The organism is Rosettibacter sp. KY25 (assembly GCF_057554405.1).
On sequence record NZ_BAAJAO010000007.1, the window covers coordinates 20,379 to 46,255 of the forward strand.

25 protein-coding genes are annotated in these 25,877 nt (G+C 29.5%); 9 read left to right on the forward strand and 16 right to left on the reverse strand.

Annotated features, from left to right (window positions below):
- Position 1 precedes the first annotated feature (1 nt).
- The 9 genes from AC27L2_RS05855 to AC27L2_RS05895 form a co-directional block, all read right to left on the reverse strand.
- Positions 2-1,213 (reverse strand): efflux RND transporter periplasmic adaptor subunit, encoded by a 1,212-nt coding sequence (locus tag AC27L2_RS05855; RefSeq protein WP_487210772.1) that lies wholly within the window; start codon positions 1,211-1,213, stop codon positions 2-4.
- Between the two features lie 17 nt (positions 1,214-1,230).
- Complete coding sequence (locus AC27L2_RS05860) at positions 1,231-4,587, reverse strand: efflux RND transporter permease subunit (protein WP_487210773.1); 3,357 nt, start codon at positions 4,585-4,587, stop codon at positions 1,231-1,233.
- Positions 4,588-4,939: 352 nt separating this feature from the next.
- Positions 4,940-5,062, reverse strand: a complete 123-nt coding sequence (locus tag AC27L2_RS05865) for a hypothetical protein (protein ID WP_487210774.1) — start codon at positions 5,060-5,062, stop codon at positions 4,940-4,942.
- A 147-nt stretch (positions 5,063-5,209) separates the two neighbouring features.
- Entirely contained in the window at positions 5,210-5,410 is a 201-nt protein-coding gene (locus AC27L2_RS05870; RefSeq protein ID WP_487210775.1) for a hypothetical protein, read from the reverse strand.
- A 142-nt stretch (positions 5,411-5,552) separates the two neighbouring features.
- The gene (locus AC27L2_RS05875; RefSeq protein ID WP_487210776.1) at positions 5,553-6,059 is read right to left on the reverse strand and encodes a hypothetical protein; all 507 of its coding nucleotides are present in this window, start codon (positions 6,057-6,059) and stop codon (positions 5,553-5,555) included.
- A complete protein-coding gene (locus AC27L2_RS05880; protein ID WP_487210777.1) occupies positions 6,049-7,143 on the reverse strand; it encodes a 6-bladed beta-propeller in 1,095 nt (364 codons plus the stop codon). The genes AC27L2_RS05875 and AC27L2_RS05880 overlap by 11 nt, the downstream gene beginning before the upstream one ends.
- 109 nt (positions 7,144-7,252) lie before the next feature.
- The gene (locus AC27L2_RS05885; RefSeq protein ID WP_487210778.1) at positions 7,253-7,414 is read right to left on the reverse strand and encodes a hypothetical protein; all 162 of its coding nucleotides are present in this window, start codon (positions 7,412-7,414) and stop codon (positions 7,253-7,255) included.
- A 27-nt stretch (positions 7,415-7,441) separates the two neighbouring features.
- Positions 7,442-7,699, reverse strand: coding sequence for a MauE/DoxX family redox-associated membrane protein (locus AC27L2_RS05890; RefSeq protein ID WP_487210876.1), 258 nt, complete (start codon positions 7,697-7,699; stop codon positions 7,442-7,444).
- A 12-nt stretch (positions 7,700-7,711) separates the two neighbouring features.
- On the reverse strand, positions 7,712-7,870 hold the full coding sequence (locus tag AC27L2_RS05895) for a hypothetical protein (RefSeq protein WP_487210779.1): 159 nt from the start codon (positions 7,868-7,870) through the stop codon (positions 7,712-7,714).
- Positions 7,871-8,522: 652 nt separating this feature from the next.
- Here AC27L2_RS05895 and AC27L2_RS05900 point away from each other — a divergent pair.
- Positions 8,523-8,813, forward strand: coding sequence for a nucleotidyltransferase family protein (locus AC27L2_RS05900; RefSeq protein ID WP_487210780.1), 291 nt, complete (start codon positions 8,523-8,525; stop codon positions 8,811-8,813).
- Positions 8,810-9,154, forward strand: coding sequence for a HepT-like ribonuclease domain-containing protein (locus AC27L2_RS05905; protein WP_487210782.1), 345 nt, complete (start codon positions 8,810-8,812; stop codon positions 9,152-9,154). Before AC27L2_RS05900 ends, AC27L2_RS05905 begins: the two co-directional genes overlap by 4 nt.
- Before the next feature lie 306 nt (positions 9,155-9,460).
- Here AC27L2_RS05905 and AC27L2_RS05910 read toward each other — a convergent pair whose 3' ends face one another.
- The 3 genes from AC27L2_RS05910 to AC27L2_RS05920 all read right to left on the reverse strand — a co-directional run bounded on the left by AC27L2_RS05910 (position 9,461) and on the right by AC27L2_RS05920 (position 12,330).
- Entirely contained in the window at positions 9,461-9,811 is a 351-nt protein-coding gene (locus AC27L2_RS05910; RefSeq protein WP_487210783.1) for a YkvA family protein, read from the reverse strand.
- A 2-nt stretch (positions 9,812-9,813) separates the two neighbouring features.
- Complete coding sequence (locus AC27L2_RS05915) at positions 9,814-11,865, reverse strand: S9 family peptidase (RefSeq protein WP_487210784.1); 2,052 nt, start codon at positions 11,863-11,865, stop codon at positions 9,814-9,816.
- Positions 11,866-11,967: 102 nt separating this feature from the next.
- On the reverse strand, positions 11,968-12,330 hold the full coding sequence (locus AC27L2_RS05920) for a co-chaperone GroES (protein ID WP_353677818.1): 363 nt from the start codon (positions 12,328-12,330) through the stop codon (positions 11,968-11,970).
- Between the two features lie 73 nt (positions 12,331-12,403).
- Between AC27L2_RS05920 and AC27L2_RS05925 the strand changes: the two genes are divergently transcribed.
- The 5 genes from AC27L2_RS05925 to AC27L2_RS05945 all read left to right on the forward strand — a co-directional run bounded on the left by AC27L2_RS05925 (position 12,404) and on the right by AC27L2_RS05945 (position 16,267).
- Positions 12,404-13,021 carry a class I SAM-dependent methyltransferase gene (locus AC27L2_RS05925; RefSeq protein WP_487210785.1) on the forward strand — a complete coding sequence of 206 codons (618 nt, stop codon included), beginning with the start codon at positions 12,404-12,406 and terminating at the stop codon, positions 13,019-13,021.
- Positions 13,022-13,103: 82 nt separating this feature from the next.
- Positions 13,104-13,739 carry a TetR/AcrR family transcriptional regulator gene (locus AC27L2_RS05930; protein WP_487210786.1) on the forward strand — a complete coding sequence of 212 codons (636 nt, stop codon included), beginning with the start codon at positions 13,104-13,106 and terminating at the stop codon, positions 13,737-13,739.
- Entirely contained in the window at positions 13,720-14,724 is a 1,005-nt protein-coding gene (locus AC27L2_RS05935) for an HlyD family secretion protein (RefSeq protein WP_487210787.1), read from the forward strand. The genes AC27L2_RS05930 and AC27L2_RS05935 overlap by 20 nt, the downstream gene beginning before the upstream one ends.
- Before the next feature lie 286 nt (positions 14,725-15,010).
- Positions 15,011-15,292 (forward strand): four helix bundle protein, encoded by a 282-nt coding sequence (locus AC27L2_RS05940; protein ID WP_487210788.1) that lies wholly within the window; start codon positions 15,011-15,013, stop codon positions 15,290-15,292.
- Positions 15,293-15,367: 75 nt separating this feature from the next.
- Positions 15,368-16,267: an ABC transporter ATP-binding protein gene (locus AC27L2_RS05945; RefSeq protein WP_487210789.1), complete on the forward strand. Its 900-nt coding sequence runs from the start codon at positions 15,368-15,370 to the stop codon at positions 16,265-16,267.
- Positions 16,268-16,291: 24 nt separating this feature from the next.
- Here AC27L2_RS05945 and aroE read toward each other — a convergent pair whose 3' ends face one another.
- From aroE to AC27L2_RS05965, 4 genes are all read right to left on the reverse strand, one after another.
- A complete protein-coding gene (gene aroE / locus AC27L2_RS05950) occupies positions 16,292-17,170 on the reverse strand; it encodes a shikimate dehydrogenase (RefSeq protein ID WP_487210790.1) in 879 nt (292 codons plus the stop codon).
- Positions 17,171-17,178: 8 nt separating this feature from the next.
- Positions 17,179-18,600: a tetratricopeptide repeat protein gene (locus tag AC27L2_RS05955; protein WP_487210791.1), complete on the reverse strand. Its 1,422-nt coding sequence runs from the start codon at positions 18,598-18,600 to the stop codon at positions 17,179-17,181.
- A gap of 160 nt (positions 18,601-18,760) precedes the next feature.
- A complete protein-coding gene (locus tag AC27L2_RS05960; RefSeq protein WP_487210792.1) occupies positions 18,761-19,984 on the reverse strand; it encodes a galactokinase in 1,224 nt (407 codons plus the stop codon).
- Between the two features lie 209 nt (positions 19,985-20,193).
- On the reverse strand, positions 20,194-22,242 hold the full coding sequence (locus AC27L2_RS05965) for an alpha-amylase family glycosyl hydrolase (RefSeq protein WP_487210793.1): 2,049 nt from the start codon (positions 22,240-22,242) through the stop codon (positions 20,194-20,196).
- A gap of 365 nt (positions 22,243-22,607) precedes the next feature.
- Here AC27L2_RS05965 and AC27L2_RS05970 point away from each other — a divergent pair, with 365 nt between their 5' ends.
- Both AC27L2_RS05970 and AC27L2_RS05975 read left to right on the forward strand, forming a co-directional pair.
- Positions 22,608-24,452 (forward strand): sodium:solute symporter family protein, encoded by a 1,845-nt coding sequence (locus AC27L2_RS05970; protein WP_487210794.1) that lies wholly within the window; start codon positions 22,608-22,610, stop codon positions 24,450-24,452.
- A 5-nt stretch (positions 24,453-24,457) separates the two neighbouring features.
- Positions 24,458-25,873 (forward strand): MFS transporter, encoded by a 1,416-nt coding sequence (locus AC27L2_RS05975; protein ID WP_487210795.1) that lies wholly within the window; start codon positions 24,458-24,460, stop codon positions 25,871-25,873.
- Positions 25,874-25,877: the final 4 nt, after the last annotated feature.

Below are 25,877 nucleotides of genomic sequence, written 5' to 3' on the forward strand. Positions count from 1 at the left end.
TTTATTTGATTACATTTACTTTGGAATCGTGTGTAAGCGTATAATGTCCCTCAACAATAACTTCTTCACATGGTTTTAACCCATCAATAATTTCAATGTATTGGTCATTTTCTTGCCCTATCTTAACATATTTCCATTTTGCCAGATTATTTTCAACTGCGAATACTAAAGTGCGCTTATCTCTTATCAGTAATGCTTCCTTAGGGATCAATATTCTATCTTTTAGATTATCTACTTCAAGCAAAACATTAGCAAACATACCTGGTTTAATTTTATTTGAAACATTTTGAAGTAATACTGTAACTTTACAAGTTTTTGTTTCTTTATCTACGTAAGGACTAATATAAATTATACGACCATTAAATTTTTCTGAAGATAAAGAAGGAATTTCTATTAACGCATTTTTCCCAATATTAATTCTAGGGATATCATTTTCGAGTACTCCAACATCAATTTTAAGAGCTGAATTATTCAATAGTTTGCAAAGTTTTTGCCCTGCTTGAATTCTTTGACCTACCACCAAATCACAATCTCCTATAACTCCATCAAATGGAGCTTTTATTTTTGTAAACTCATAATTCAATCTTGCTCGTTTATAAGCATTTATTGCACTAGTAAGACCACTTCTACTTTGTATAACTTCTTCTCTTTTTGCACCAGTAAATATTAATTTCATATCAAGCTCATTTTTCAAATCGTTGTATTTTGTTTCATCAATTTTACCTTCAGCATAATCCTTTTCAAGTTTATTAAGTTGCTCCAAATATTCTTTAGCTTTTGGATTTATAGTTGTATCATTAGAATATTCCCTAACTAAAAAGCCGTATTCAACTTTTGCATCTGTTACTTTTGCAATAGCATCATTTAATGCAATTTCATATTCACGATCATCCAATCCTATTAGTAAATCACCCTTTTTTACATGTTTACCTTCGTAAATATTAAGATAACTTATTATGCCGCTCACATTCGAAGTCAAATCAAGTTCTTCTGACGCTCTTATAAGACCGTTAGCATTAACATATAGAATTAAATCTCCTTTCTTGACTTTTTCTGTTTTTACATCAAAAACTACTTCATTAAGTTTATCATAATTAACATTTACAGATTCATCAATTTTTTCATTGACTGAACTTCGGAACAGAATAATCATTAAAAATATAACTGAAACAGAAATAATTGAGATAACTACAATCCATAACTTAATTTTCATTTTAACCTCAAACTCAGTTATAATTTTTTATATTGCTGCGATAATTTATCAACATAAGTATAAAGAACAGGAATAATAATCAATGTTAGAAAAGTTGATGTAATTAATCCCCCAGCTATTGCAAGAGAAATGGAAACTCTTAGTTGAGTTGCTGCGCCAATTCCAATCATCATTGGAATTAATGCAAAAATAACGGTAAATGAATTCATCACAATTGGTCTAAATCTATCTTTACCAGCTTCAATAATTGCTTCTTTTACAGATAAACCCTCTTTTCGTTTTCGTAAAATAAATTCCATTTTAACTACCGCGTCATTATCGGCTATTCCTATTAAAATTAATAAACCAATAACAGATATAATGCTTATGCTCTCTCCAAAAATATAAAGTAAAAGTATACCCCCAATTAATCCTAAAGGAACAGAGAATAAAATAATAAAAGGATATAAAAATGATTCGAATTCTGATGCTAAAATCATATACATTAATAAAACAGAAATTATTAATGCAACATAAAGTTTTGAAAAAGCTTCATTTATTTCCTCGTTAATTCCACCAACCAAAATTATTTCATTGTTAGATTTAGGAATTTTTGAAATTATATTTTCTATTTTATTGATTGCTTTATCTATACTTATATTGTCAACTTTAGCATAAATATAAAGAGTTCTTGATTGATCCTCTCTCCAGATTTCATTGTAATTATAACCAAACGAATAATTTACCAGATTTTTAATTGGTATTTTCATATTCTTGTTAATTAAATAACTATTAAGCACAGAATTTATATCTGTAATGTTGTTATTTGATATTACTACTTTAATTCCCACTTTTTTATCAAAAGAAGAAAAAGAAGCAGCTATTGTCCCTCTTGTTATATTTCGAATTTGATATGCAACCTCTTCTGCACTTAATCCATATACAATACATTTATCTCTATCAATAGTTATTGTATATTCAGGATTACCTTTATCGATTGCAATTCTTAAATCTTTTAGTCCACTAATTCTCGCAGCATTAATTTTATTTAATAATAATTCTGCTTTTGCATATGCTTTATTTATATCCTTATTCTTAACTTTTATTGCTATATCATTTTCAGAAGGATTAATAACCATAGAATAACTTGTTTTTACTTCTTTAAATGAATATTTAACACTTTTAACATTTTTAAGTATGGTTCTTAATTTTTCTTGAACTTCTTTATAGAATTTGTAAGAATCGAGCTTGATAATGAAACTTGTTTTATTTACAGAAACCATTTCCTTATTTAAAAAATCAAAATCATTTACTCTACCAATATTAGAAACTATAGCCTTTACATGAGGCATTGACAATATATTTTTTTCAATTATTGAAGTATTCTCTGCATTCCCTTTCAATGATGTGCCTGTTGGATATTCAATTTCCATTATGAATTCATCCATTTCAGATGGAGGGATGAATTCTTTCTTCATATTTATAAGTGCAATTATTGTAACAATAATCAGCAAAAAAGTTATTGTTAAAACTGCTTTTTTGTGTTCAAGCGACCATTCTAATAATCTTTCATATTTATCAATGGTATATTTCAAAAAATTTTCTGCAGCATTGAAAAACAAGTTAAATCTTTTATTTAAAAAATTAATTACTTGTAAATAAGTATAACCAGCAACAAACTGTATAAATTTAATTACTACAATAAGAGGAAATAATAACCAACGAGATATTGAATCATGCTTTATTGATTCTTTTATAAATGAATGAATGTTTTGATACTTTTCAAAGTTATTAATTAGTTTAAAACTGCTTATTGAATCGAGCATTGGAATAAGCGTTAATGCAGTTATGATTGAGGATAAAAGTGAAAATGCTATTGCATAAGATTGGTCTCTAAATAATTCACCGGCAATACCACTTACAAAAATTAGAGGAAGAAATACTGCAATAGTTGTAAGAGTTGAGGCAACTATCGGCATTGAAACTTCGCTTGTTCCCTTAATAACTGCCAGTCGGTTTGAATCCCCCAATTCTCTGTATCTGGAATTATTCTCAATTACAATTATTGCATTGTCAAGCAACATACCAATTCCAATCGCAATTCCTCCTAATGATATTATATTGAAACTGATATTAAAAAGATATAAAAGAAGAACTGTAATAAATAAAGAAGCTGGAATAGTAATTCCAATAATTAATATATGTTTTACATTTCTTAAGAAGAAAAAAAGAACTACAACTGCTAAAATTCCACCATAAAAAATTTCTTGCTTAACATTTGATATTGCTTGCTCAATAAATCCCGATTGGTCAGAAACAATCAATAATTTATACTCCGGATATTCCTTATGCAGAGAGTTTATAGTTTCTTTCACTTTTTGTACAATTGATACTGTATTTGCATCGGGTTCTTTATAAATCAAAATTCCGATAGCTTCATATCCATTATAACGGGTTAATCCTTCACGTTCTTTAAAGTTTTCACTTACACTTGCTATATCTTTTAAAAGTATTGCGCTTCCATCATAATTTCTTTTAACAATTGTATTTTTAATATCATTTACATTTTGGAATTCACCAAGTATTCTCAATGAAAATCGAGAAAATCCTTTCATTATTGAGCCAGCTATTATGTTGATATTTGATGCATATAAGGTTCTTTCAATATCATTAAAAGTAATATTGTATGAATTCATTTTTACTGGATCAACATTTACAAGAATTTCTCTTTCAAGACCACCTGTTATAACTGCTTGAGCTATTCCCTCTATCTGTTCAAATCTCCTTTTAAAAATAATCCTGCCTGCTTCTTTAAGATTTATTAATCTCTGGATTTCTTCTTGTGGAGAATTATGGTCAACAAATTCAGGATTAGAAACATTGAAATATCTTTTCGCTTCTTCATCATGATGAAATGTTGACAAAAATTTTTTCTCGGTACTATCTGTTTCTTTTTCATTAAATGATAATACAATAGAAAGTATTGGTGCTGCTGATGGATCTGTTCTTATAATTGTTGGTCTTCCTGCTTCTTTTGGCAACAATATGCTAACATTATCAAGTTTTTCACGAAGAGATAGAATTGCATATTTAATATCAGTGCCCCAAACAAAATCTATACTGATTATCGACATACCTTCTTTTGATACAGAAGTTATCTTTTTAATTCCTGGTATTGTAACAATAGCTGATTCAAGAGGTTCTGTTATTTGTTTTTCTACTTCTTCTGGGGTTGAATTTATATAAGTGGTTTGTACTATTAGGTGAGGGATGTTAATATTTGGTAATAAATCGACACCAATATTTGAAAAAGCAAAAATACTTAACAGTGCAATGCCTGTGAAAAACATTGCAGTTGTAACAGGTCTCCGTATGCTAATTAAGCTAATTTTCAAAGTTAAGTTTATATCAACTTATTTAATTCTTTTTATAAAATTGTAAAATATTTTCTAAAAATTCAGTTGATATACTCTTTAATTTTTTTCAACAATAAACTATACTTGTTCAAGTATTGTTAAAAAATTTATTGTAAATGAAATCATTCAATGTTTTCTGCTAAGTTCTTATTATATTTTTACCAGTTTATAAATTTTATTTTAATATAATCTGTATTTTCTTCAGTTAATAAATAGATATGACCATTAGCAACATAAGCAATATACCTTCTACTTTGTCATCAAATATACAATCATAATTAGAGTTATAAATTTATAAATAACGCTCTCCATTTAACATAGACCTATTGTACTACGATTCTTTGTAGAGATTAACATTGTATAATATCAAGGATCTATTCGTTTCATCATAACCAATATTCCTGAACCAGGTTGTTTTCGAACCAAAATCAGCTGTAGCATCAAGAGATTTCATTACATCTTCAATGGGAATATTGGGCGGTACTTTAAAAAATTTTGGCTTCAGTCCCAAATGTTTTAATCTTTCTAAAATCTTTTCCTATATGATGAATTCTGTTTGAGGCTAATTGTTTTGCGAAAAAAGTACTATTTCCCCCGTTCACTAATAATACCCCTTTTCGATAAATGGTAAAAGTGTAGCTGCTGCAATTTGTAATTCTTCATTCGTATTAATTATTACTTTTATTGAATCAAGCATTGGCTGAGGTTCTAATATTTTACTTGTCCCTGAGAAAAGAAGTAATCCAGAAATTAAATAATAAGCAAACCAACAAATTATATTCTTAATTTTGTGCCCCACCATAGATTTTAATATTTATCCTTCTTTAGTAAAAAGATTGTACTTGATAATATCATTTAATTGTCAATTAACCATATTATTAATATACCTTTCTATAATCTTATAAAAGCTTATTGATTTTAAATAATTATTTTTATCTGCAGCATCAGCTTTTTATTATATTTCCCTCTTTATTGATTAGGAAAACTAATAGTTCATAACTGAATGGAAATTTAATATTATTTTTATCGGTTTCAATGCAAACAGCTTTGCTGATAAACGACTTTATTAATTGATTTTTGTTGAATGCTATTGCATAAACCGGCATGCCTTTTCTGTTCAATTGTTCTATTTCTTCCAAATGAAATTTTATACACGAATAGCATGTGAAATTATTAAGTATAATCAACAAAAAATAATTTTTATTTGACGAGCTTTCTAATATTTTTTTTGAATCGTCGCCAATAATTTCTTCTAAATTTTTACCCTCAAGGTATTCTTTTATTGTTATGTCGTTTTTAAACGACTTGACAGAATCTTGATATTGATTTATTAATCGATTATTAGAAGGTCTAGTAATAGTGAAATAAGCTAATATTAATAAAACGATTAAAGATATATATACAATATCATTCTTAAACATCACCAATTTTTTAGTGATTTTATTTATCATCATTCTTCTCCCTTAATCTACATACTAACAACTTCAAAAATTTTGGATCCTCTTTATGAATGACATAAATCATACCGTTATTAACAAAAGCCAAAATACCCGGTAATTTATCATCATAAATTACATTGTAGTTTTCATCAAATACCTCTAAATAATGTTCTCCTCTCATAAGTGACCTGTATAAATAAAAATCTTCAAAAAGATTGGTATAACCTAAATACAATCTTTTCTCGTAAGTATCATATTTTAAATTATGCCATCTTGTTATATTGGAATGAAATTTTGCATTAGCTTCAACGGATGCCTGTGTATCTCTCGCTTTTAATTTCGGAGGATCTTTATACTTATTTGGTTTCCTTCCAAAATGCCTAAGAACATTTAGATTCTTATCATAAAGTTTAATGTAATAAGTAGCCCCTTGAATTGTAAAAAAATGATTTTCATCTTTTTTGGTTACAAGTGATTCATCCTGTTCTCGAGTATAACCTTCTAATTCATCATTAAAATAATTCTCGTCCCAGTCATCAAAATTCACATAGTTACTTAGAGCTGTATCAATTTTTATAAAGGGCTTAAACTTTTCATAATAAGATTTTTCTACGATTGAGTATGGAAATGATACATTAAATATAAAAAAGTCTCCAATACAAATTGGAGTATATGGCCTGTATATTAATTCCTTTGGAAGCTGCATTCTCTTTATAAATTCTAAATTCCTATTATATTTATCAATAATTCTTCCTGAAGAAAGCCAAATATAGTTACTATCATAAATAATATTCGGTGCATAACTATATTCACCAGGACCTTTACCTTCGCGGCCTATTACTTTTAATAAATCTAATTTATTTGAGAATACCCAAATTTTTTTTAGAAAAAAATCTGATATTAAAATTTTATCGCCTATAAGTTGAATATCATGAATGCGGCCTATAAAAAGCGAATCTTTGTAATAATATGTAAGAGTATCAATAACCTGGAGTTCATATTTATCTTCGTAGTTTGATATGTAGATATCATCTTTTTTTGTTGAACATTTAACCGTGATTAATATTATTAGTAATGCTATTAAAAATCTTCTCATATTAATCCTGTTATTTATTTATTATAAACATCTGCAGTTATTATTATACTGCAGTCATTCATTACTTTTAAGAAAAACCCCAAAGGCATAAATATTAAAATTAATTTTCTTAACAAAGTGGACCGCAACAGTTATCCCCTCGTTTACAACACACTTCTTTATCTAAATCAAGATAATAATGACATGGCTCAGTTTTAGCCATTGTTACTTTGCTTTCTAAAATAAAAAGCACCCCTATAATGAAAAGAACAATGAGAATTAACTTCTTCATTTTTCACCTCCTTTTTATTTGTTATTATTATTCACCAGCATTAAGCTGGTATTCATTTATATAAATTCTTAAACTAATAGAAATAAATAGAATAAAAACATTTCTGATTATCATACCTATCCCGAATTTATTCTCAATGGCTTTTCCAAAACATCCGCAGTCATTATCTAATCCAATAACACTACCATAAACGCTAATGAGAAAAAAGAACCCAAATAAAATCGTAACAGCTGTTATCGATTCTTTAATATTTTTTTTAAGTAAAAGCATTATCCCAAGAACTATTTCGACAACTGGTTAAAGTGTAGCTGCTGCAATTTGTAATTCTTCATTCGTATTAATTATTACTTTTATTGAATCAAGCATTGGCTGAGGTTCTAATATTTTACTTATCCCTGAGAAAAGAAGTAATCCAGAAATTAAATAATAAACAACCCCAAAAAGTAAATTCTTCATTTTTTTACAAACTTATTATTAACTTTTAATTGTATTTAATGTTCTGTTATTAATTATTATTTGAATAATTTTTAATAGAACAAAGCATGCTTTTATTATTAATATCCATAAATGAGAATAGTTTTAGCAAGAATTTTTCTTATAATATCCAAAATATCTTTGCTCTTCTTCTAATTAGAAAAATATCTATATAAAATTCTATAAAAAATTTTAGAATTATAAAAAGTTATACAGATTTTATAATCGATTTGGTTATATTGTTTAATTAATGGATACTTTTTGAATTTTATACCCTCAAAAAATGTCATCACATTACCCTCTTGTAAAATAACATTTTTTGCTGCTTAAATATAATATGGGGGGGGGAATTGTCAAGAAAAATTTTTATCAATAATAATTTTTTATGTTATCGAAAAATTCTATAAATAATTTTCTTAATCTAATGTTTAAACCAATAAAATAAGAAACTAAAAATATAGCTACTTCTGTAAAAATAAACTGCCATAGCTTGTATGAGAATAGATAAGGTAAAAAGTTTAAAATAAAATGATAAGAGAAAAATATATAAATTGTATTTAGAAAAAATACTTTATTATTGTAAAAAATATTTATGAATTAATTTATTTTTATTGATAAGTAAATGAAAAAATTTATGAAAACACTTCAAGAAATTATTGATATACTAAAAAAGCATAAGGACATACTAAGAAGTAACTATAACATCAGAAGTGTTAAAATTTTTGGTTCTTATGCCGAAGGGAATCAAACAGAAAAAAGTGATATTGATTTAATTGTTGAATTTGGAAAAACACCAACACTTATAGAACTTATCCATATAGAAGAAGAATTATCTAAATTACTTAACACGAAGGTTGACCTGCTGACAGAAGAAGGTATAAGTTCTTATGTAAAACCCTACATCAGAGAAGTTACTGCATTATGAAAATTGCAAAACCATATCTTGAACATATTCTTGAAGAGTGTAATTTTCTTAATGAAACTTTTAAAAACATGAAGTACGAAGAATTTATTAGAGATCCAGTTATTATTAGAGCCTCTGTTAGAAGTCTTGAGGTTATAGGAGAAGCGGTAAAAAATCTACCACAGGATTTTAAAGAAAAATATACTTCTATCTTATGGAAAGAAATAGCTGGAATGCGGGATAAACTTATTCATGAATATTTCGGAGTAAATTATAAAATTGTATTTGAAACAATAGTTAAAGAAATACCAGAGCTTAAGAAGAATATTGAGGAAATATTAATAAAAGAAGGCTGGTTATAGAATTTTATATCAGCGGTCAGAAAAGAACTTGATAAAATCCATTTTGAATCACCAAGCATAAACGCTAGTGAACAATCAAATGTTTTGTGCTGTTATTCACAGAGCTGTTCAAAAATTAAAATGAAACCTTTATTGAATAATTACTTTAGACTACCTTGCAATTGATAAATAATAATAAAAAAAATATCGCAGTTATCTGTCAATTAATGAATTAGTATACTAGTTAATTAAAAAAAAATAAAAAGATAGAGTTAAACTCTTAATGCCTTAGCTGTTAATCACAAAATATACATTCTAAATTTTTAATCAATCATAATACCCCATCAATTCATGCCCAAGAAATTTAATTACTGCTGTAATAACTCCTAAGTCATCAAGGTAACCGATAAGAGGCGCTAAATCCGGTATAGCATCAATTGGTGTTATGAAATAAATTAATGCACCAATAACAATCGACTTGCGATACCATGATACACTCTTATCTTTCATATATCTGTAGAGTGCTTTAACTTCTTTTGCAAAGCGTATTTTGTTTCCAACTTTTTCTAATTTTGTCCACAAATTTTCTTCAATGTAATCGGACTTCTCCTGAAATTCTTTTTCTGAACTTACCGTGCTAAGTTCTTTAAGGTCTCTGTCATAAAATTCGTACGACATATTTATTTCTCCTTATAATTTTCGAACCAATCAAAAATTGTTTTCCACCATAATAATGAATTTTGAGGTTTGGTGACGAAATGATATTCATCAGGAAAATATAATAACTTGCTCGGTATACCTTTTCGTTGTAAAGTAGTGAAAAGTTCAAATGCCTGTCCTTCAGGTACTCTAAAATCATTTGCACCATGAACAACCAATGTCGGCGTTTTAAAATTATCTGCATAACGATGCGGCGACCATAATTCATATAATTTTCTGTTTGTCCATGGAGTGCCATTAAATTCCCATTCAGGGAACCAGAGTTCTTCTGTTGTTCCATACATGCTTTCAAGATTATAAACTCCAGCATGTGAAACTAATGCCCTGAATCTATCTGTGTGACCTAAAATCCAGTTAATCATATAACCGCCGTAAGAAGCTCCAGCAGCAAAAGTATTTTTGGCATCAATAAATTTGAAATTGTCTATTGCATAATCGCATGCATTCATCAAATCAATATAAACTTTGCCGCCCCAGTCGCCGGAAATTTCATCAACAAATTTTTGTCCATAACCCGTGCTGCCTCTTGGATTTGGTGCAACAACAACATAACCCTTTGCTGCAAACATTTGTAAATTCCATCGATAATGAAAATCGTCTGACCAATGTCCCTGCGGTCCGCCATGAATTAAAAATATCATTGGATATTTTTTCTTTGAATCAAAGAACGGAGGTTTAATTAAAATTGATTGAACTTTTGCACCGCCAGCACCTTCACTCCAGAATGTCTCTATGTCATTAAATTTTATTTGTGAAAGCAAATCATTATTTAATTTTGTTATCTGCTCAATCCCTCCCCCATTAGTTTTAAGTGCAAATATTTCAGAAGGCATTGTTGTTTTTTGTCTCTTAAAAAATATTACTTCACCATTTTGTGAAATAATCATCTCTTCATTTACACCATCTTTAACGAATGTTAACAAATCACCAGTTTCAACATTTATTCTATAAATAGAATTGTAAATTTGATTTGCTGCATCAAAGTAAATGTATTTGCTGTCGGGTGACCAAACTATTTGTCCAACCGATAAATCAATTTTTTCCGTTAAATTTCTTAAAGTGCCTGTTGTTCTGTTATACAGAATTATATCCTGCTTATCAGCTTCAAATCCAGCACGAGCCATTGAACGGAATGCAATATATTTTCCGTCAGGAGAATAGACAGGTTGATTATCATTTCCTAAACTTTTTGAAATTTTTTTGTAAGGTGCTGCTTTGCCACTTTTAATATCAGAAATATTTACAATGAAAATATCATTATTCGTACTTGTTGCAACTACTTTATCTGTATTCATCACAAATGCAATTTCTTTTCCATCAGGAGAAAATGTATAATCCTGACTGCTTCCTAAATCAATCGGTGGTACATCATATTTTGTATTTAATATTAAATCATAATATTCTTTCTTTTCGATATCATATAAAAATAAATGACTTCTTTTTTCATCACGCCATCTGTTCCATGCACGAAACATTAGTTCTGTAATTAATTTTGCTTTGACTTTGCTTTCTTCTTTTTCTTTATCTTTTTGTTCATTGCAATTTTGGCCATTGCATTCAGGATATACTTCTGAAACAAACAAAATTTTCTTACCATCCTTTGACCAAACTAATCCCGAAGCACCAGTATAAAGATTTGTAAGTTGAACATCATTTTTACCATTTAAGTCGCACAACCAGATATTATTTTTATATTCATATGAAATTAATTTCCCATCAGGAGAAAATTTTGGATTACTTTCATTTTCTTCAGAATTTTTAAGAGGTCTTAAATTTTTGCCGTCAGAATCAATAAGCCAAATATCTGAGTTGCCTTTATTTTTTTCGATGTCATAAGAAGTAACTGTAAATGCGATTGTTTTTCCATCTGGCGAAACATCAAAGCTTCCGATTCTTTTCATTGCCCAGAGGTCTTCGGGTGTCATTGCTCTTTTTTGTTGAGCATTAAATTCACCCGCAAAAAGACATATCAATAAAATTAGAATCAGCGGAAGTCTAAATAAAACTTTCATCATTACCCCGAGGTTGTTTTTTCTTTATAATAAAATTATAAAAAGATGGTTGGAATTGAAAATGAGAATTTGATTGGATTTCAGAAAATTTATGAAATAAAATTAACTCAATAGCTCTTCATCTCTGTAAAGTAGAAGAATTGCAGATTGATTTACAATCACAAATTTTTGTTTTTCAATTTCGACTTCAATAGCATCTTTGCGGAGGAATAAAGCAAAATCTCCTTCTTTTGCCTGAAGAGGAAAATATTTAATTGATTTACGTTCTTTCCATGGCTCATCATCATCAACAGGAATTCCGATTGGATATCCAGGACCAACTTTAATAACATAACCCCCTTGAACTTTTTCTTTTTCATGAACGCCGGGGGGCAAATAAAGACCGCTGTTTGTTCTTTCAAGATTTTCTTCCGGCTTAATTAAAACACGGTCGCCAACTATAATTATTTTATCTGTGTTAATCAAAGCAAACTTCTATTATATTTCATATGCAAAAATAAAAAAGTTAGCTCAGAGCATCAAACAAGGTAAATGCAAAATGAAAGAACTCTGGAATAAACGATATTCAATTAATGAATACATTTATGGCAAAGAACCAAACGAATTTTTAAAACAAGAACTTCAAAAAATATCTCCAGGAAAAATTTTATTTCTTGGTGAAGGCGAAGGAAGAAATGCAGTTTATGCTGCAAAACTTGGCTGGGAAGTAGATGCAATAGATTTCAGCGAAGAAGCAAGAAAAAAAGCTTTAAATCTTGCTGATGAAAATAATGTTAAAATAAATTACATAATTAATGATATTGCAGAATTTATCCCAAATTCAAATCATTATGATGCTGCTGGAATTTTTTATTTACATCTTGATGAAAATCTCAGAAAATCAGTTCATAGAAAAATTATTGATGCACTCAAACCATCCGGTAAAATAATAATTGAAGTATTTGAAAAAGAGCAATTGAAATACAATTCTGGGGGTCCAAAAGAAGAATCACTTCTTTACTCACTTGAAGAAATTACAGAAGATTTTATTGAGCTTGATTTTGAAATTTTTGCAAAAGAAAAAATTTTTCTGAACGAAGGAAGGGGACACAAAGGAGAAGCCGCTGTAATCAGATTTGTTGGTGTAAAGCCTTTATTCCCAGATAATCATCCATAATTATTGAAAACCACAGAAACTAATATTTGATTCTTTAGTTTCCTATTGCATATATTTTGCCAAAAGAATTTTCTGATTCCCAATGAATGATAAAGAGAAGATATTAGCACATGCACAAGAAATATTTTTCCGTGAAGGTTTTTATAAAATCAGCATGGACGAGTTTGCTTCTTCTTTAAGAATGAGCAAAAAGACTATCTATAAACATTTCGCCTCAAAAGAAGAACTTGTTAAGTCAACTGCTTATTCTTTCATGCAGCAAATCAAAAAAGAAATTGAATCGGTCGTAAAAAGCGAACTCCATTCAGTTGAAAAAATTGTTTCAATTATCAATATATTGAAAGAAATTGGCATAAGCAGAATGAGTGAACGATGGCTTAATGATATAAGACTTTATATGCCTGCATTATGGAAAGAAATTGATTCATTCAGACAAAAACTTTTGAATAAAAACATATCAATAATTTTTTCTCAAGGAATTAAAGAAGGATATATCATTGATGTGCCTCATCAAATTATAATTAATGTTTTTATGAGTGCAATTCAATCGGTTATTAATCCGGATTTCATCATGAACAATAACTTTTCGATAAGCGAAGCAATTAATTCAACATTAAAAATATTATTTAACGGAATATTAACAGAAAAAGGGAAAAAAGTTTATAACAAACTCTTAAAAAATAAAAAGCAGGTTCAGCATGATTTCGAAGATGAATAATTTTTTTGCAGTTAAGTGCAACAAATTTTTCTTGTTAATTACACTTCTAATTATCAACAACTGCAGCAGAAATAATCACAATTATATTGAAGAATCCGGCACTATAGAAGCTACAGAAGTGATTATAAGCTCACAGGTCGCAGGCAAAGTAATAAAAATACTCAAAGATGAAGGAGATAAAGTTTTTTCAGGCGATACAATTTTAATTATTGACCAGGAAACACTATTGCTACAACTAAAGCAGGCTATTGCAAATCGTGACATCGCAAAAGCTCAATATGATTTATTGATAAAAGGTGCACGCAAGGAAGATATCAAACAAGCAGAAGAATCTTTAAAACAAGCAGAGGCAAATTTTATACTTGCTAAAAATGATAAAGACAGAATGGAAAATTTATATCAAACAAATTCGATAAACAGAAGACAATACGAAGAAGCATTAACTCGATACGAAGTTGCTCTTGCACAATTAAATTCAGCAAAAGAATTATATAACAAAGTAAAAAATTATGCTCGTCCCGAAGAAATAGCACAAGCAAAAGCCAACTACGAAAAAGCTGCAGCAGCTGTAGGATTAATTGAAAAAAATATTCGTGATTGTTTTGTTACCTCGCCTGTTAATGGATTTATTGTTAAAAAATTTGTTGAAGTAGGCGAAACAGTTTCAATGATGTCTTCACTTGTTAAAGTTTCAGATTTATCAGAAGTAAAATTATCAATTTATGTTTCGGAAACAGATTTAGGAAAAATTAAACTCGGACAAAAAGCAGAAGTAAGAGTAGATTCTTTCAAAGACAAAGTTTATAAAGGGACAGTGATTTACATTTCACCCGAAGCAGAATTCACGCCCAAAAATATTCAAACAAAAGATGAAAGAACAAAACTCGTCTTCGAAGTAAAAATAAAAATTCCCAATCCCAATTTTGAATTAAAAGCAGGAATGCCGGCCGATGCGAGAATTTATCTTTTGGAATATAAAAATTGATTATTTAAGAAATTATTGAATTGAAGAAATTTATAGTTTTACATAATTACAAAATTACAAGATTGTGCCGCAGGCATTCCTTCGGAACAAAATTGCAAGATTTAAGAATATCATTTTAGAAAAGAAAATTATTAATATACAATGAGAATAAATTTTTGATTGTGATTTTTAATAATTCGAAGAAAAATCTTAAACAACATAAGGATATAATATGAATGTACTGAAATTTGAAGATATGAAAGTTTAGCAGGATACAAGATTATTTGTACAAAAAAGATTACAGAAAATGCACAATTCAAAAAAAAGTTTTAAAGAACAGATTCAAAAAGCATCGATTTCATTAATGAACAATATAGCTGAAGGTTATGAAAGGCATTCGAATAAAGAATTAATAAAATTTCTTTCATACTCAAAAGGTTCTTCTGGAGAATTAAGGAATATGCTTTATATCGCACTTGACTTAAAATATATATCCCAAAAAGAATTTCAAAAACTTCTTGAAATGAATTTATCGATTTCAAAACAACTTCCCAATTTTATTAAGTCTTTAAAAAACAGAAATAAATAACTATGAAACCAAGACAAAAACAAAATGTTATAATTTTACAATCTTGCAATCGTGTAATCTTATAAATGTATAAAAATGAACACCATCACCATAAAAAACTTAAGCAAATCTTACGGAAGCATAAAAGCTGTAAATGGAATAAGTCTTTCTGTTGAGAAAGGAGAAATGTTTGGATTGGTTGGTCCAGATGGAGCAGGAAAAACGACCACAATCAGAATCTTATGTGGATTAATTGAACCAGATGAGGGGGAGGTAATTTTACTTGGAAAAGATATTTTAAAAGAAAAAAAAGAAATTCAGAATAACATCGGATACCTTTCACAAAAATTTAGTCTTTATGGTGATTTAACAATAGATGAAAACATAGAATTCTTTGCCGAGATTCATAATGTTCATAATTATCAAAACAGAAGAGATGAATTATTAGAATTTACCAGATTAAAACCATTTCGCAAAAGACTTGCCGAGCAGTTATCCGGCGGCATGAAACAAAAACTTGCACTTGCATGCAGTTTAATTCACAAACCTAAAATTTTATTTCTCGATGAACCAACTACAGGCGTTGATCCAGTTTCAAGACGTGACTTTTGGAAAATTTTATCTCAACTTCTAAAAGAAGGAATTACTATTTTCATGACAACTCCCTACCTTGACGAAGCTGAAAGATGCCATAGAATTGCAATGATGAATAAAGGAGAAATTATAGCTCTTGACCAGCCGAATAAACTAAAAGAAAAAATAAACAAACAGATAATTGAAATTGTATGTAGTCCAGTTAGAAAAGCTTACAGCATTTTAAAAGAAAAAACTAATCACGAAGTTCAGCTTTTTGGAGACAGAGTTAATATAATGACTGAGATTTCTTATGATGATAAAGAAATAATTAATTTACTTTTAGAAAATAACATTGAAATTATAGATTCAAGAATTACAGTGCCTTCGCTGGAAAATATTTTTATGCACTTAATTAAATAGTAAAAAAATTTGATGTTACAATGATTAACTCAGCAGATAAGATTCAAGGGCTTTGTAGACTTTATCTTTTGGCATTTGTTCGCCTGTCCATATTTCATAAGATTTAGCACCTTGTTCTACAAACATTTTCAATCCAGTAATAATTCTTGCACCTTGAGATTCGGCAAGCTTAAGTAATTTGGTCTTAATTGGTGTGTAAACTACATCGAATACAATTTGATCTTTTGTGAAAGATTCTAAAATTGTTGTAGCTGCATCATCAACATCGGGATACATTCCAATTGATGTTGTATTTACAATCAATTTCGAATTTCTGAAAACATCAATAAGGTCTGGAGGAACAAGCGGATAAGATTTAATATTTGAAAAAAGCATTTTTGTAGAAAAATATTCTTTCAAAGACTCAGCCAGCTGCTCTGTTCTGTTTACAATATTAATTCTTTCTACCTTAAAATTTCGAATCAAAGAATAAATAACACTTCGTGATGCACCTCCAGCACCTATCACTGTTACTGTTGTTCCTTGAAGTTCTTCTTTGTAAGGAAGCAAAGATTCTGTTACACCAAGCACATCGGTATTATAACCTCTCAAAATTCCATCATCATTTACAATTGTATTGACTGCTCCGATAATACTTGCTTCTTCCGATATATCTTTAAGAAAAGGCAGAACTTTTTCTTTAAGCGGAATTGTAACATTAAATCCTTTAATGCCAAGTGCAACCATTCCTTTCAATGAATCTTTCAATGCTGATGGAGGAACATCAAAAGGAAGATAAATATAATTTAAGCCTGATAACTCAAAAGCAATATTGTGCATCAATGGAGAATAAGAATGCTTAATTGGATGACCAATTACACCAACAATTTTGGTGTTGTGACTAAATTTATTTTGAATTTGCATGGCAGTATTCAAGATTTATTTTCTTCGAGCAGTTTTACAAAAAGTTTTGAAGATTTTACATCCGGATAATCTTTTGTAAATTCATTCTTAATATCTGGATCAAGCTCAAAGGCTTTTTTCAAACAATCAATTGCCTGCTGGGTATGACTTAATAGAAAATTAATTTTGGCTTTGTTGTAATAAATTCCAGCATAATCAGGTTTTAATCTCAAGCATTCATCGTATGCATTTAATGAATCAATCCATCTTCCCATCTCAAAATATGTTTCTGCTAATTTAAACCAGGCATTAAAATTATCTGGATTTAACTCTATTGCTTTTTTATAACTTTCAACTGAATCCTGAAGTTTACCAATAGAATATTCTAAATCAGCCTTTGCATACCATGCATCTTCCGGGTCAGAAGTTAAAGAAATTGCAGTATTAAAGTCTTTCAATGCAAGCTGATATTTACCAATTGAATCATAACAATAGCCGCGGGCTAAATAAGCTTCGTAATATTCAGGGTCTAATTTTATAGCTTCGCTGTAGCATTTAATTGCATTATGAAACGAGCCCATCTCTTCATAAGTTTGTCCCATGTTGAAAAGAATTGTCTCATCATCTCTATCCAATTCATATGCTTTTTTGTATGCATTAAGTGCATCATTAAATTTGCCTAACTTAAAATATGCATAACCACAGTTGAACCATGAACTTGAAAAATCTTCTTTAAGTGCAATAGAAAATTCAAAAGCATCAATTGCTTTTTTCCATTCTTCCATTCTTAAATGAACTATCCCTTTGTTGTACCATGCAGTATAACTATCTGGTTCGCTGTCAAGATAAGTGTCGTATGCTTTCAATGCTTCTTCAAGTTTATCGGAATTTTCATAACAATAACCAAGTTCATACCATGCTTCTACAAATGTCGGGTCAATTTCGAGAGCCTTTTTAAAATTAGAAATTGCTTCTTCAAATCTTTCTTTGCGTTCGTATAAAAGTCCAAGACTGTATAAAGTTTCTTCGTTATTTGGTTCTATCGTTAAAGCTTTATTGAGTGATTCAATTGCTTCTTCAAACATTCCGAGATTATCTTCTGCAATAGAGATATTGATATATGAATCTACATCAACGGGGTTAAGAGAAAGAGCTTTCTGAAAACATTTGTAAGCTTCTTCGAACTCAAATGAGTTATTCAAAAATATGCCTTTAAATTGCCACATGTCGGAATTATATGGTGCAACCTGAAGTACTGCATCTGTCAGATATAATCCATCTTCAATGTAATCATATTCAAGACAAAGCTGAATAGTATCTTCTATTAAATCAATATTTGAAAGTATTTGTCCATTGTCGATATAATCGCGGCACAAATCAATTTTTGATTTAATTTCTTCTTCACTTATATACGAATTATAGTCATCAAAATATTCTTCTGAAAAATTCATTTATACTCCTTATAAATTCAATGGAAAATGTATTACTAAGGTATATTAAAATCAAGTTGATTTTGTGATATAAAATTTGTTATTGAAAAATGGAAAGAAAAAAGGAAAAATTTTACATCACTCAGCTAAAATTGAGGTGAAAAAATTTTTCCACTAATCGTTAAATCACTTTTTCAAACTTTTTTGATGAAAATTCTTTTATTCCTTCTGCAAAGTTAAATTTATATGCAACCAACTCTCGATTAAATTTTTCTTTGAATAAATACTTAATAAAATTAATAAAACTTTCAGAACAATCTTTTTTGACAATATGATATGTGCTTCGTAGAGGAGAACAGCTTATCATTTTAGAGCCAACCACACATTCATTTTCCATCGCTTTTGAAACAATAAAATCACATTCTTCACAACTAAGTTCGTAATCTTTTGACAAACTCCAGTGAGATTCAGCAAGATATTTCCCAAATTCATCAAATGAATTTTGTTTGAGACTTTCAATGGCTTTTTCAACTCGTTCTCTTTCTTTTACATTATAAAGAACACGATTAAAAATTTTCTTTGGAAGCATATGATAATGCTTAATCAAAAAATCAAATCCAACATCGCGCAAATTTTTAATTCCCCAGATATAAAGTCTTAAACCTTTTACACCAACTTCACATTCTTCTATTCTTTCATTACAAATCTTCAAAGAATTATTTATTCTTTCACAAGTATCAATTATAACAACTTCAAAATTATTTTTTACAGGAATTGTTTTATATTCTTTTGAACGCAAATCATAAAAAAAGAATCTATTCTTTTTTGACAACAGAGTTGTGTAACAATGAGTTTTATTAGAAATCTTGCCAATTATGCTCAAATCATTTTGATAAATTAAATTTACCAGTTCATCGATGTTCAGCTTAAGTCGAAATGATTTTTTAATTGCAGAAGCAAAAGCTGTTTGAATAGAAGCATATTTTCCAATGCCCAAACACTCTGGCACATCAGAAGAATAAACACAATCAAATCCATTATGAATCAAATTATTCTTCTTAAATAATTTTATTAATCCAACATGATATTTAAAATCGATGCTCTGTTCATCAGGAATATCGCTTAAAGAAAATTCAATCTTTCTGTCATTATTTACATTGATAATGTTTATTATGTTATCTTTTCTCTTTCTTAAGACGACAACATTATATGTATTCAATGATGCTGATAATAATATGCCGTCATTATAATGTGTGTGGTCGCCCAGAAGAATCATGCTTGCTGGAGTAATTGCAATATTTGAACTGCTGAAATCACCAAAAGCTTCTTCAAATTTTGATTTGACCTGCAAAGCTTTTTCATAAATTTGTTCTGAAGAATTATACTCATCAAATATTTTCATCATCCACCTTCCAATCTTTTATTGAAAGAGCAAAGAATGTTTTTGTCTTATTAAAAGTTATTTTATAATCTTCTAAGGCAATTTTTTATAAAAATTTTCAAAATTTTCATTGCAAAACTACTAAAAGAATCATAAATCAGAAATGAATGCTTGAATTTAAATTAAACAGCAGTTTGAACGAACGGAAATAAGATTTAATTACACGTTCATTATCAGGAATGATTTTTAATTTGCCTTAAAACAGCACCAGTTGTTGATTCTAAAATTATTGATTTAGAAATTTTATAGAGGGGATTTATGCCAGCCGAATTTTTATCAACAAGAACTTCCCATTCGCCATTTGGAAGTGGGAATTCAAGATTCTTATTTAGTTCGGCATTAAACAGCACCATAAAAATATTGTCTTCATTTTTTAATAAGTAACAAAAGCCAAATTCACTTTCATAATGGTCATAAAATGAAATGTCGTGATAATCTGCTCTTCTAAATGCTGAATAAGTTTTTCTTAATTCTATCAATCCTTTGTAGTAATCATATAATTCTTTGTTAATATCTCGATGATGATAATTCAAATAGTTTGTTGAATTATCTTTGTTATAAGAATTGTAATCAATCTGACCTTTGTGAGAATCTTTAGAGTTTGTTTTAGAAGAAATAATTTTTGTGCGTGCAAATTCCTGTCCTTCATGTATCATTACAATTCCTTGTGAAGTTAGAAGAAACAATGCTGCAAGTTTATTCAGCTTCAACTGCTGTGGAGTTAATTTCACAAATTTATTTACGTTGTTAATCACTTTATCTGGACGGAATTTATTATCAGCTATTCTGATAAAATCTCCAAGTGTATAGCCATCATGAGATTCAAGATAATTTACTGAATGTTCCTTTTTATAAAAAAGACCATGTTCATCATTTATCAATGTTCCATTGACATAACTTTTTATTCTTTGTGGAGAATTATTTCCATACCATTGACCAAAAATCCAGCCTAATCCATAGAATGGATTTTCACCTTTAATTCCGTTTCTTATCTGGTCGTTCCAAGCTGCAAAATTTTTTTCTGAAAAACCTCTTGGATTATATCCACCGCCCCATGCTTCTGCAATTAGAATAACACTTGGATTTATTTTTCTTGCTTCATGACCAATCATTTCAAATGTATCCCAATCAATCAGAGTGCTTAAATCGAAACGGAATCCATCTATGTGATATTCTTTCATCCAGTATAAAATACTATCAACGATTAATCTTCTCACCATTGGTCTTTCTGTCTTCAAATCGTTACCGCAGCCGCTGTGAGAAGTATAATTCCCATTTTCATCAAGTCGAAAGTAATATTCTTTGTCAATTTGTTTTAAGTTGCCAAGCTCATATTCAGAAAGATGATTATAAACAACATCCATTATCACAGCAATTCCTTCCTTATGAAATGCTTTAACTACATTTTTAAATTCATTTATTTGCTTTCCGCTTTTTCCAATCCATTTATTCCATTTGAAATTAGTTTCTGAATAGTAAGCTGCAGGTGCAAAGAATGCTGCAGTCATATAACCCCAATGGTTTCTTTCATAAGGATTCCAAGAATTAAAGAAATTTCCTTTAAGTCTTTCAAATGGAGCTTCGCAGTAACCAAATTCTTGAACAGGCATAATTTCAACTGCATTAACTCCAAGTGATTTTATATAATCAATTCCTCCGGTAATTCCTTTTTCAATTAATCCAGCATAGGTTCCTCGTTTTTTCGCACCCGAAGATTTATGTGCAGTCATATCTCTGACATGCATTTCATAAATAATTAAATCCCGCCAATCAATTTTTTGCCATGTGGTTCCCTCCCAGTCAAATGGCTCATCTTTAATTACAATAGATAAACGAGGGTTGAAGTATGAAGTAAAAGTTGTAATTGCTTTTGAATATGGGTCAATACAAATCGGCTTGTATGAATTAGCTAAATCTTCTCCTGCATGATAAACTTTATATCCATAAAATTTATTGTAAAGTTCAGAATCAATTTCAATTTCCCAAACACCATCATCATCCATTAACATAAAATATTCTTTGTGAATTTTATCTTCAGGCTTTTCAAAGATACACAACCTTACCTGAACAGCTGAGGGTGCAAATAGTCTGAAAATTGTTCTGCCATTTTCTACATAAGAGCCGAGTTTTTTACTTGAATAGTAATTATCTAATTCTTTATGATTTTTTTGTAAAGTTGATACGGGGGATTCAAGTATGTTTTCTTTATCTATTACAAACAAATATCACCTTAGTTAGAATTATGAATAAACCACACTGTATTATCGAAAGATTTTAAAAATAGTTTGCATGTGACTTAATTTTTCCCTCTAAAAAGTGTTCCAAATTTCTTGTTGTGAAAATTTTTTCAGACAGAATATAATTTTAATGTTTCTTTCAATTCCTGAAATAATAATTTTATAAAAATCGTTCTTATAAGAATTAAATCATTTTAATAATTATCAATTTCATAATTTTTATTATATTGATAAAACACGCCTTAAATCTGCACTCCAAAAATATCATAATTGTGTAAAAATTAATTCTTTATTGTGGCATTATTTCTGAATAAAAGAAAAAGTTAATAATAATAAAATGGTAATTTTGTATGATAATTCACACCATAGACTTACTTATAATTATTGCATACTTTGCAGTTATCCTATTAATTGGAATTTTGGTATCAAAAAGAGCAATTAAGGATATTGATTCATATTTCCTTGGCAGTAATGCTCTTCCATGGTGGATACTCGGAATCTCAAATGCTTCCGGTATGTTTGATATTACAGGAACTATGTGGCTTGTTTATTTAATGTTTGTATATGGATTGAAAAGTGTATGGATTCCATGGCTTTGGCCCATCTTTAATCAAATCTTTTTAATGGCATATCTTTCAATTTGGTTAAGACGTTCAAATGTTATGACTGGAGCTCAGTGGATTGAAACCCGTTTTGGTAATGGAAAAGGGGCAAGACTGGCTCACTACATTGTAGTTTGTTTTGCACTTGTGAGTCTTGTTGGCTTTATTGCTTATGATTTCAAAGGGATTGGAAAATTTGCAAAAATATTTTTGCCATGGGATTTATCTCCTGATGCTTATGCTGTAATTCTGATGAGTATTACTGCAATTTATGCTGTAAAAGGCGGGATGGTCAGTGTTGTAGCAACAGAAGTGCTTCAATTTTTAGTTATGACAATTGCATCAATTGCTGTTGGAATAGTAGCGATGAATGCTGTATCACCCGATGCATTAAATGCTGTTATTCCTTCGGGATGGAAAGAAGTTTTCTTCGGATGGCATTTAAATCTTGACTGGTCTGGAATTATGGATTCTGTTAATCAAAAAATTGCTCAGGATGGTTATGAACTTTTTACAATATTTATGATGATGGTTTTATTCAAAGGAATTTTAGTTAGTGCCGCAGGTCCAGCTCCAAATTATGATATGCAAAGAATCCTTGCAACAAAAAATCCAAAAGAAGCTGCAAAAATGAGCTGGTTTGTTTCTGTTGTCCTTTTCTTCCCAAGATATATGATGATAGCAGGTTTAACAGTTCTTGCATTAGCATTCTTAATGCCTGAACTAAAAGCTATGGGTTCAAATATCGATTTTGAAATGGTATTGCCATTAGCACTGAAAAATTTAATCCCCGTAGGTTTAATCGGTATTTTATTAGCTGGATTATTGGCTGCTTTCATGTCAACTTATGCAGCCACATTAAATGCAGCACCAGCTTATGTTGTTAATGATGTTTATAAAAAATTTATAAACCCAAATGCACATCCTAAAAAGTATGTTAAGCTGAGTATAATTGTTTCAATTTTCTTTGCTGTGCTGGGTTTTGTATTTGGCATTCTTGCTCAATCTGTTAATCAAGTTACGTTATGGATTGTAAATGGTTTGTGGGGAGGTTATACAGCTGCAAATGTTCTTAAATGGTATTGGTGGAGATTAAATGGATATGGATATTTCTGGGGAATGGTAATCGGAATTGCATGTGCTTTACTAATGCCGGTAATGTTCCCTAATTTGCCTGCATTGACTGCATTTCCATATGTGCTTGCAGTATCTGTAATCGGCTCTATTCTTGGAAGTTATTTAACAGAACCAGAACCAGATGAAGTATTAATGAAATTCTATGTTAGAGTAAGACCATGGGGATTATGGAAACCAATCAGAAAAAAAGTAGAAGAACGTTTTCCTGAATTTAAATCAGATGCAAATTTCAAAAGAGATATTTTTAATGTTGTAGTTGGAATTATCTGGCAAACAACTCTTCTTGCCGCTCCAATGTATCTTGTTATAAAAGAATATAAATATTTGGTAATCACTTTAGTTATTACTTTGATTACCTCAATCATTTTGAAATTTACCTGGTGGAATAAGTTAGAAGAAATTGCAGGAGAAAAAACAGAGAAGTTCTATCACGAAATTGCAGAAAAAATTAAATAATCTATATGAGAGATGAAGCTGTTCAAGTAGAATCGAAAACAAAAATTTCTTTATTGGAAAAAATTTCTTATGGATGCGGCGATTTTGCTTCATCGATGTTCTGGAAATTATTTTCAATGTATCTTTTATTTTTCTATACAGATATTTTTGGACTTCCCGCCGCTGCTGTTGGCACAATGTTTTTGATTACAAGAATATGGGATGCAATTAATGATCCTATGATGGGTGCAATTGCAGATAGAACTAACACACGCTGGGGAAAATTTCGCCCTTTTCTTTTATTTGGTGCAGTCCCTTTTGCAATAATTGGAATCATAACTTTTACCACACCAAATTTATCTTCCACAGGAAAACTAATTTATGCATATACAACTTATACTTTGATGATGATGATTTACACAGTTGTAAATGTTCCTTATTCATCTTTGATGGGTGTTATAACAAACGACACAAACGATAGAACATCTCTTGCATCATTCCGATTTATTGGAGCTTTTTCCGGCGGAATACTTGTAACTGCTACAGCTAATTATCTAATAGATTATTTCAGCAAAGGAAATAATTTATCTCAAGGCTATCAATGGACAGTTGGAGTTTATGCTGTACTTGCAGCTTTATTTTTTATTTTAACATTTGCAGGAACAAAAGAAAGATTAAAACCAGCAAGAGAAAAAAAATCTTCTCTTAAAAATGATTTGAAAGACCTTGCACATAATAAACCTTGGTTCATAATGCTGGGGGCAGGAATTTCTGTTCTGATTTTTAATTCTTTACGTGATGGTTCAATTCTTTATTACTTCAAATATTTTATTAAATCTCAGGAAATAAATTTACTTGGATACAAATTCACCTTATCTCATTCAGAATTATCATCTGCATATATGACAATCTGGCTTGCAACCAATATCATCGGCGTTATACTTGCAAAACCAATTTCTTCTTTAATTGGGAAAAAGAAAACTTTTCTTATATCTACAATTTCTTCTGCTGTTCTTAGTATTCTTCTTTATTTTCTGCAGCCTCATCAAATTATTTTAATTTTCTTGTTGAACATTTTAATCGGGATTTCAGCAGGAATTGTATTGCCAATAATCTGGTCAATGTATGCAGATATTTCGGATTATTCAGAATGGAAATCTGGAAGAAGAGCAACAGGATTAATTTTTTCTTCATCTTCAATGTCACAAAAATTTGGCTGGACTTTAGGAGGCGCATTATCTGGCTGGATTTTAGCTACATTTGGTTTTCAGCCAAATGTTGAACAAACTGATTTTTCGCTTCTTGGAATTCGTCTCATGATTAGCATTATTGCAGCTGCAGGAGCTGTTTTAGCTACAATCTTCATCCTCTTTTATCCACTTTCCGAAGATTTTATGAAAAAAATTGAAACAGAACTTGAACTTGCAAGAAATAAAAATTGAAAAG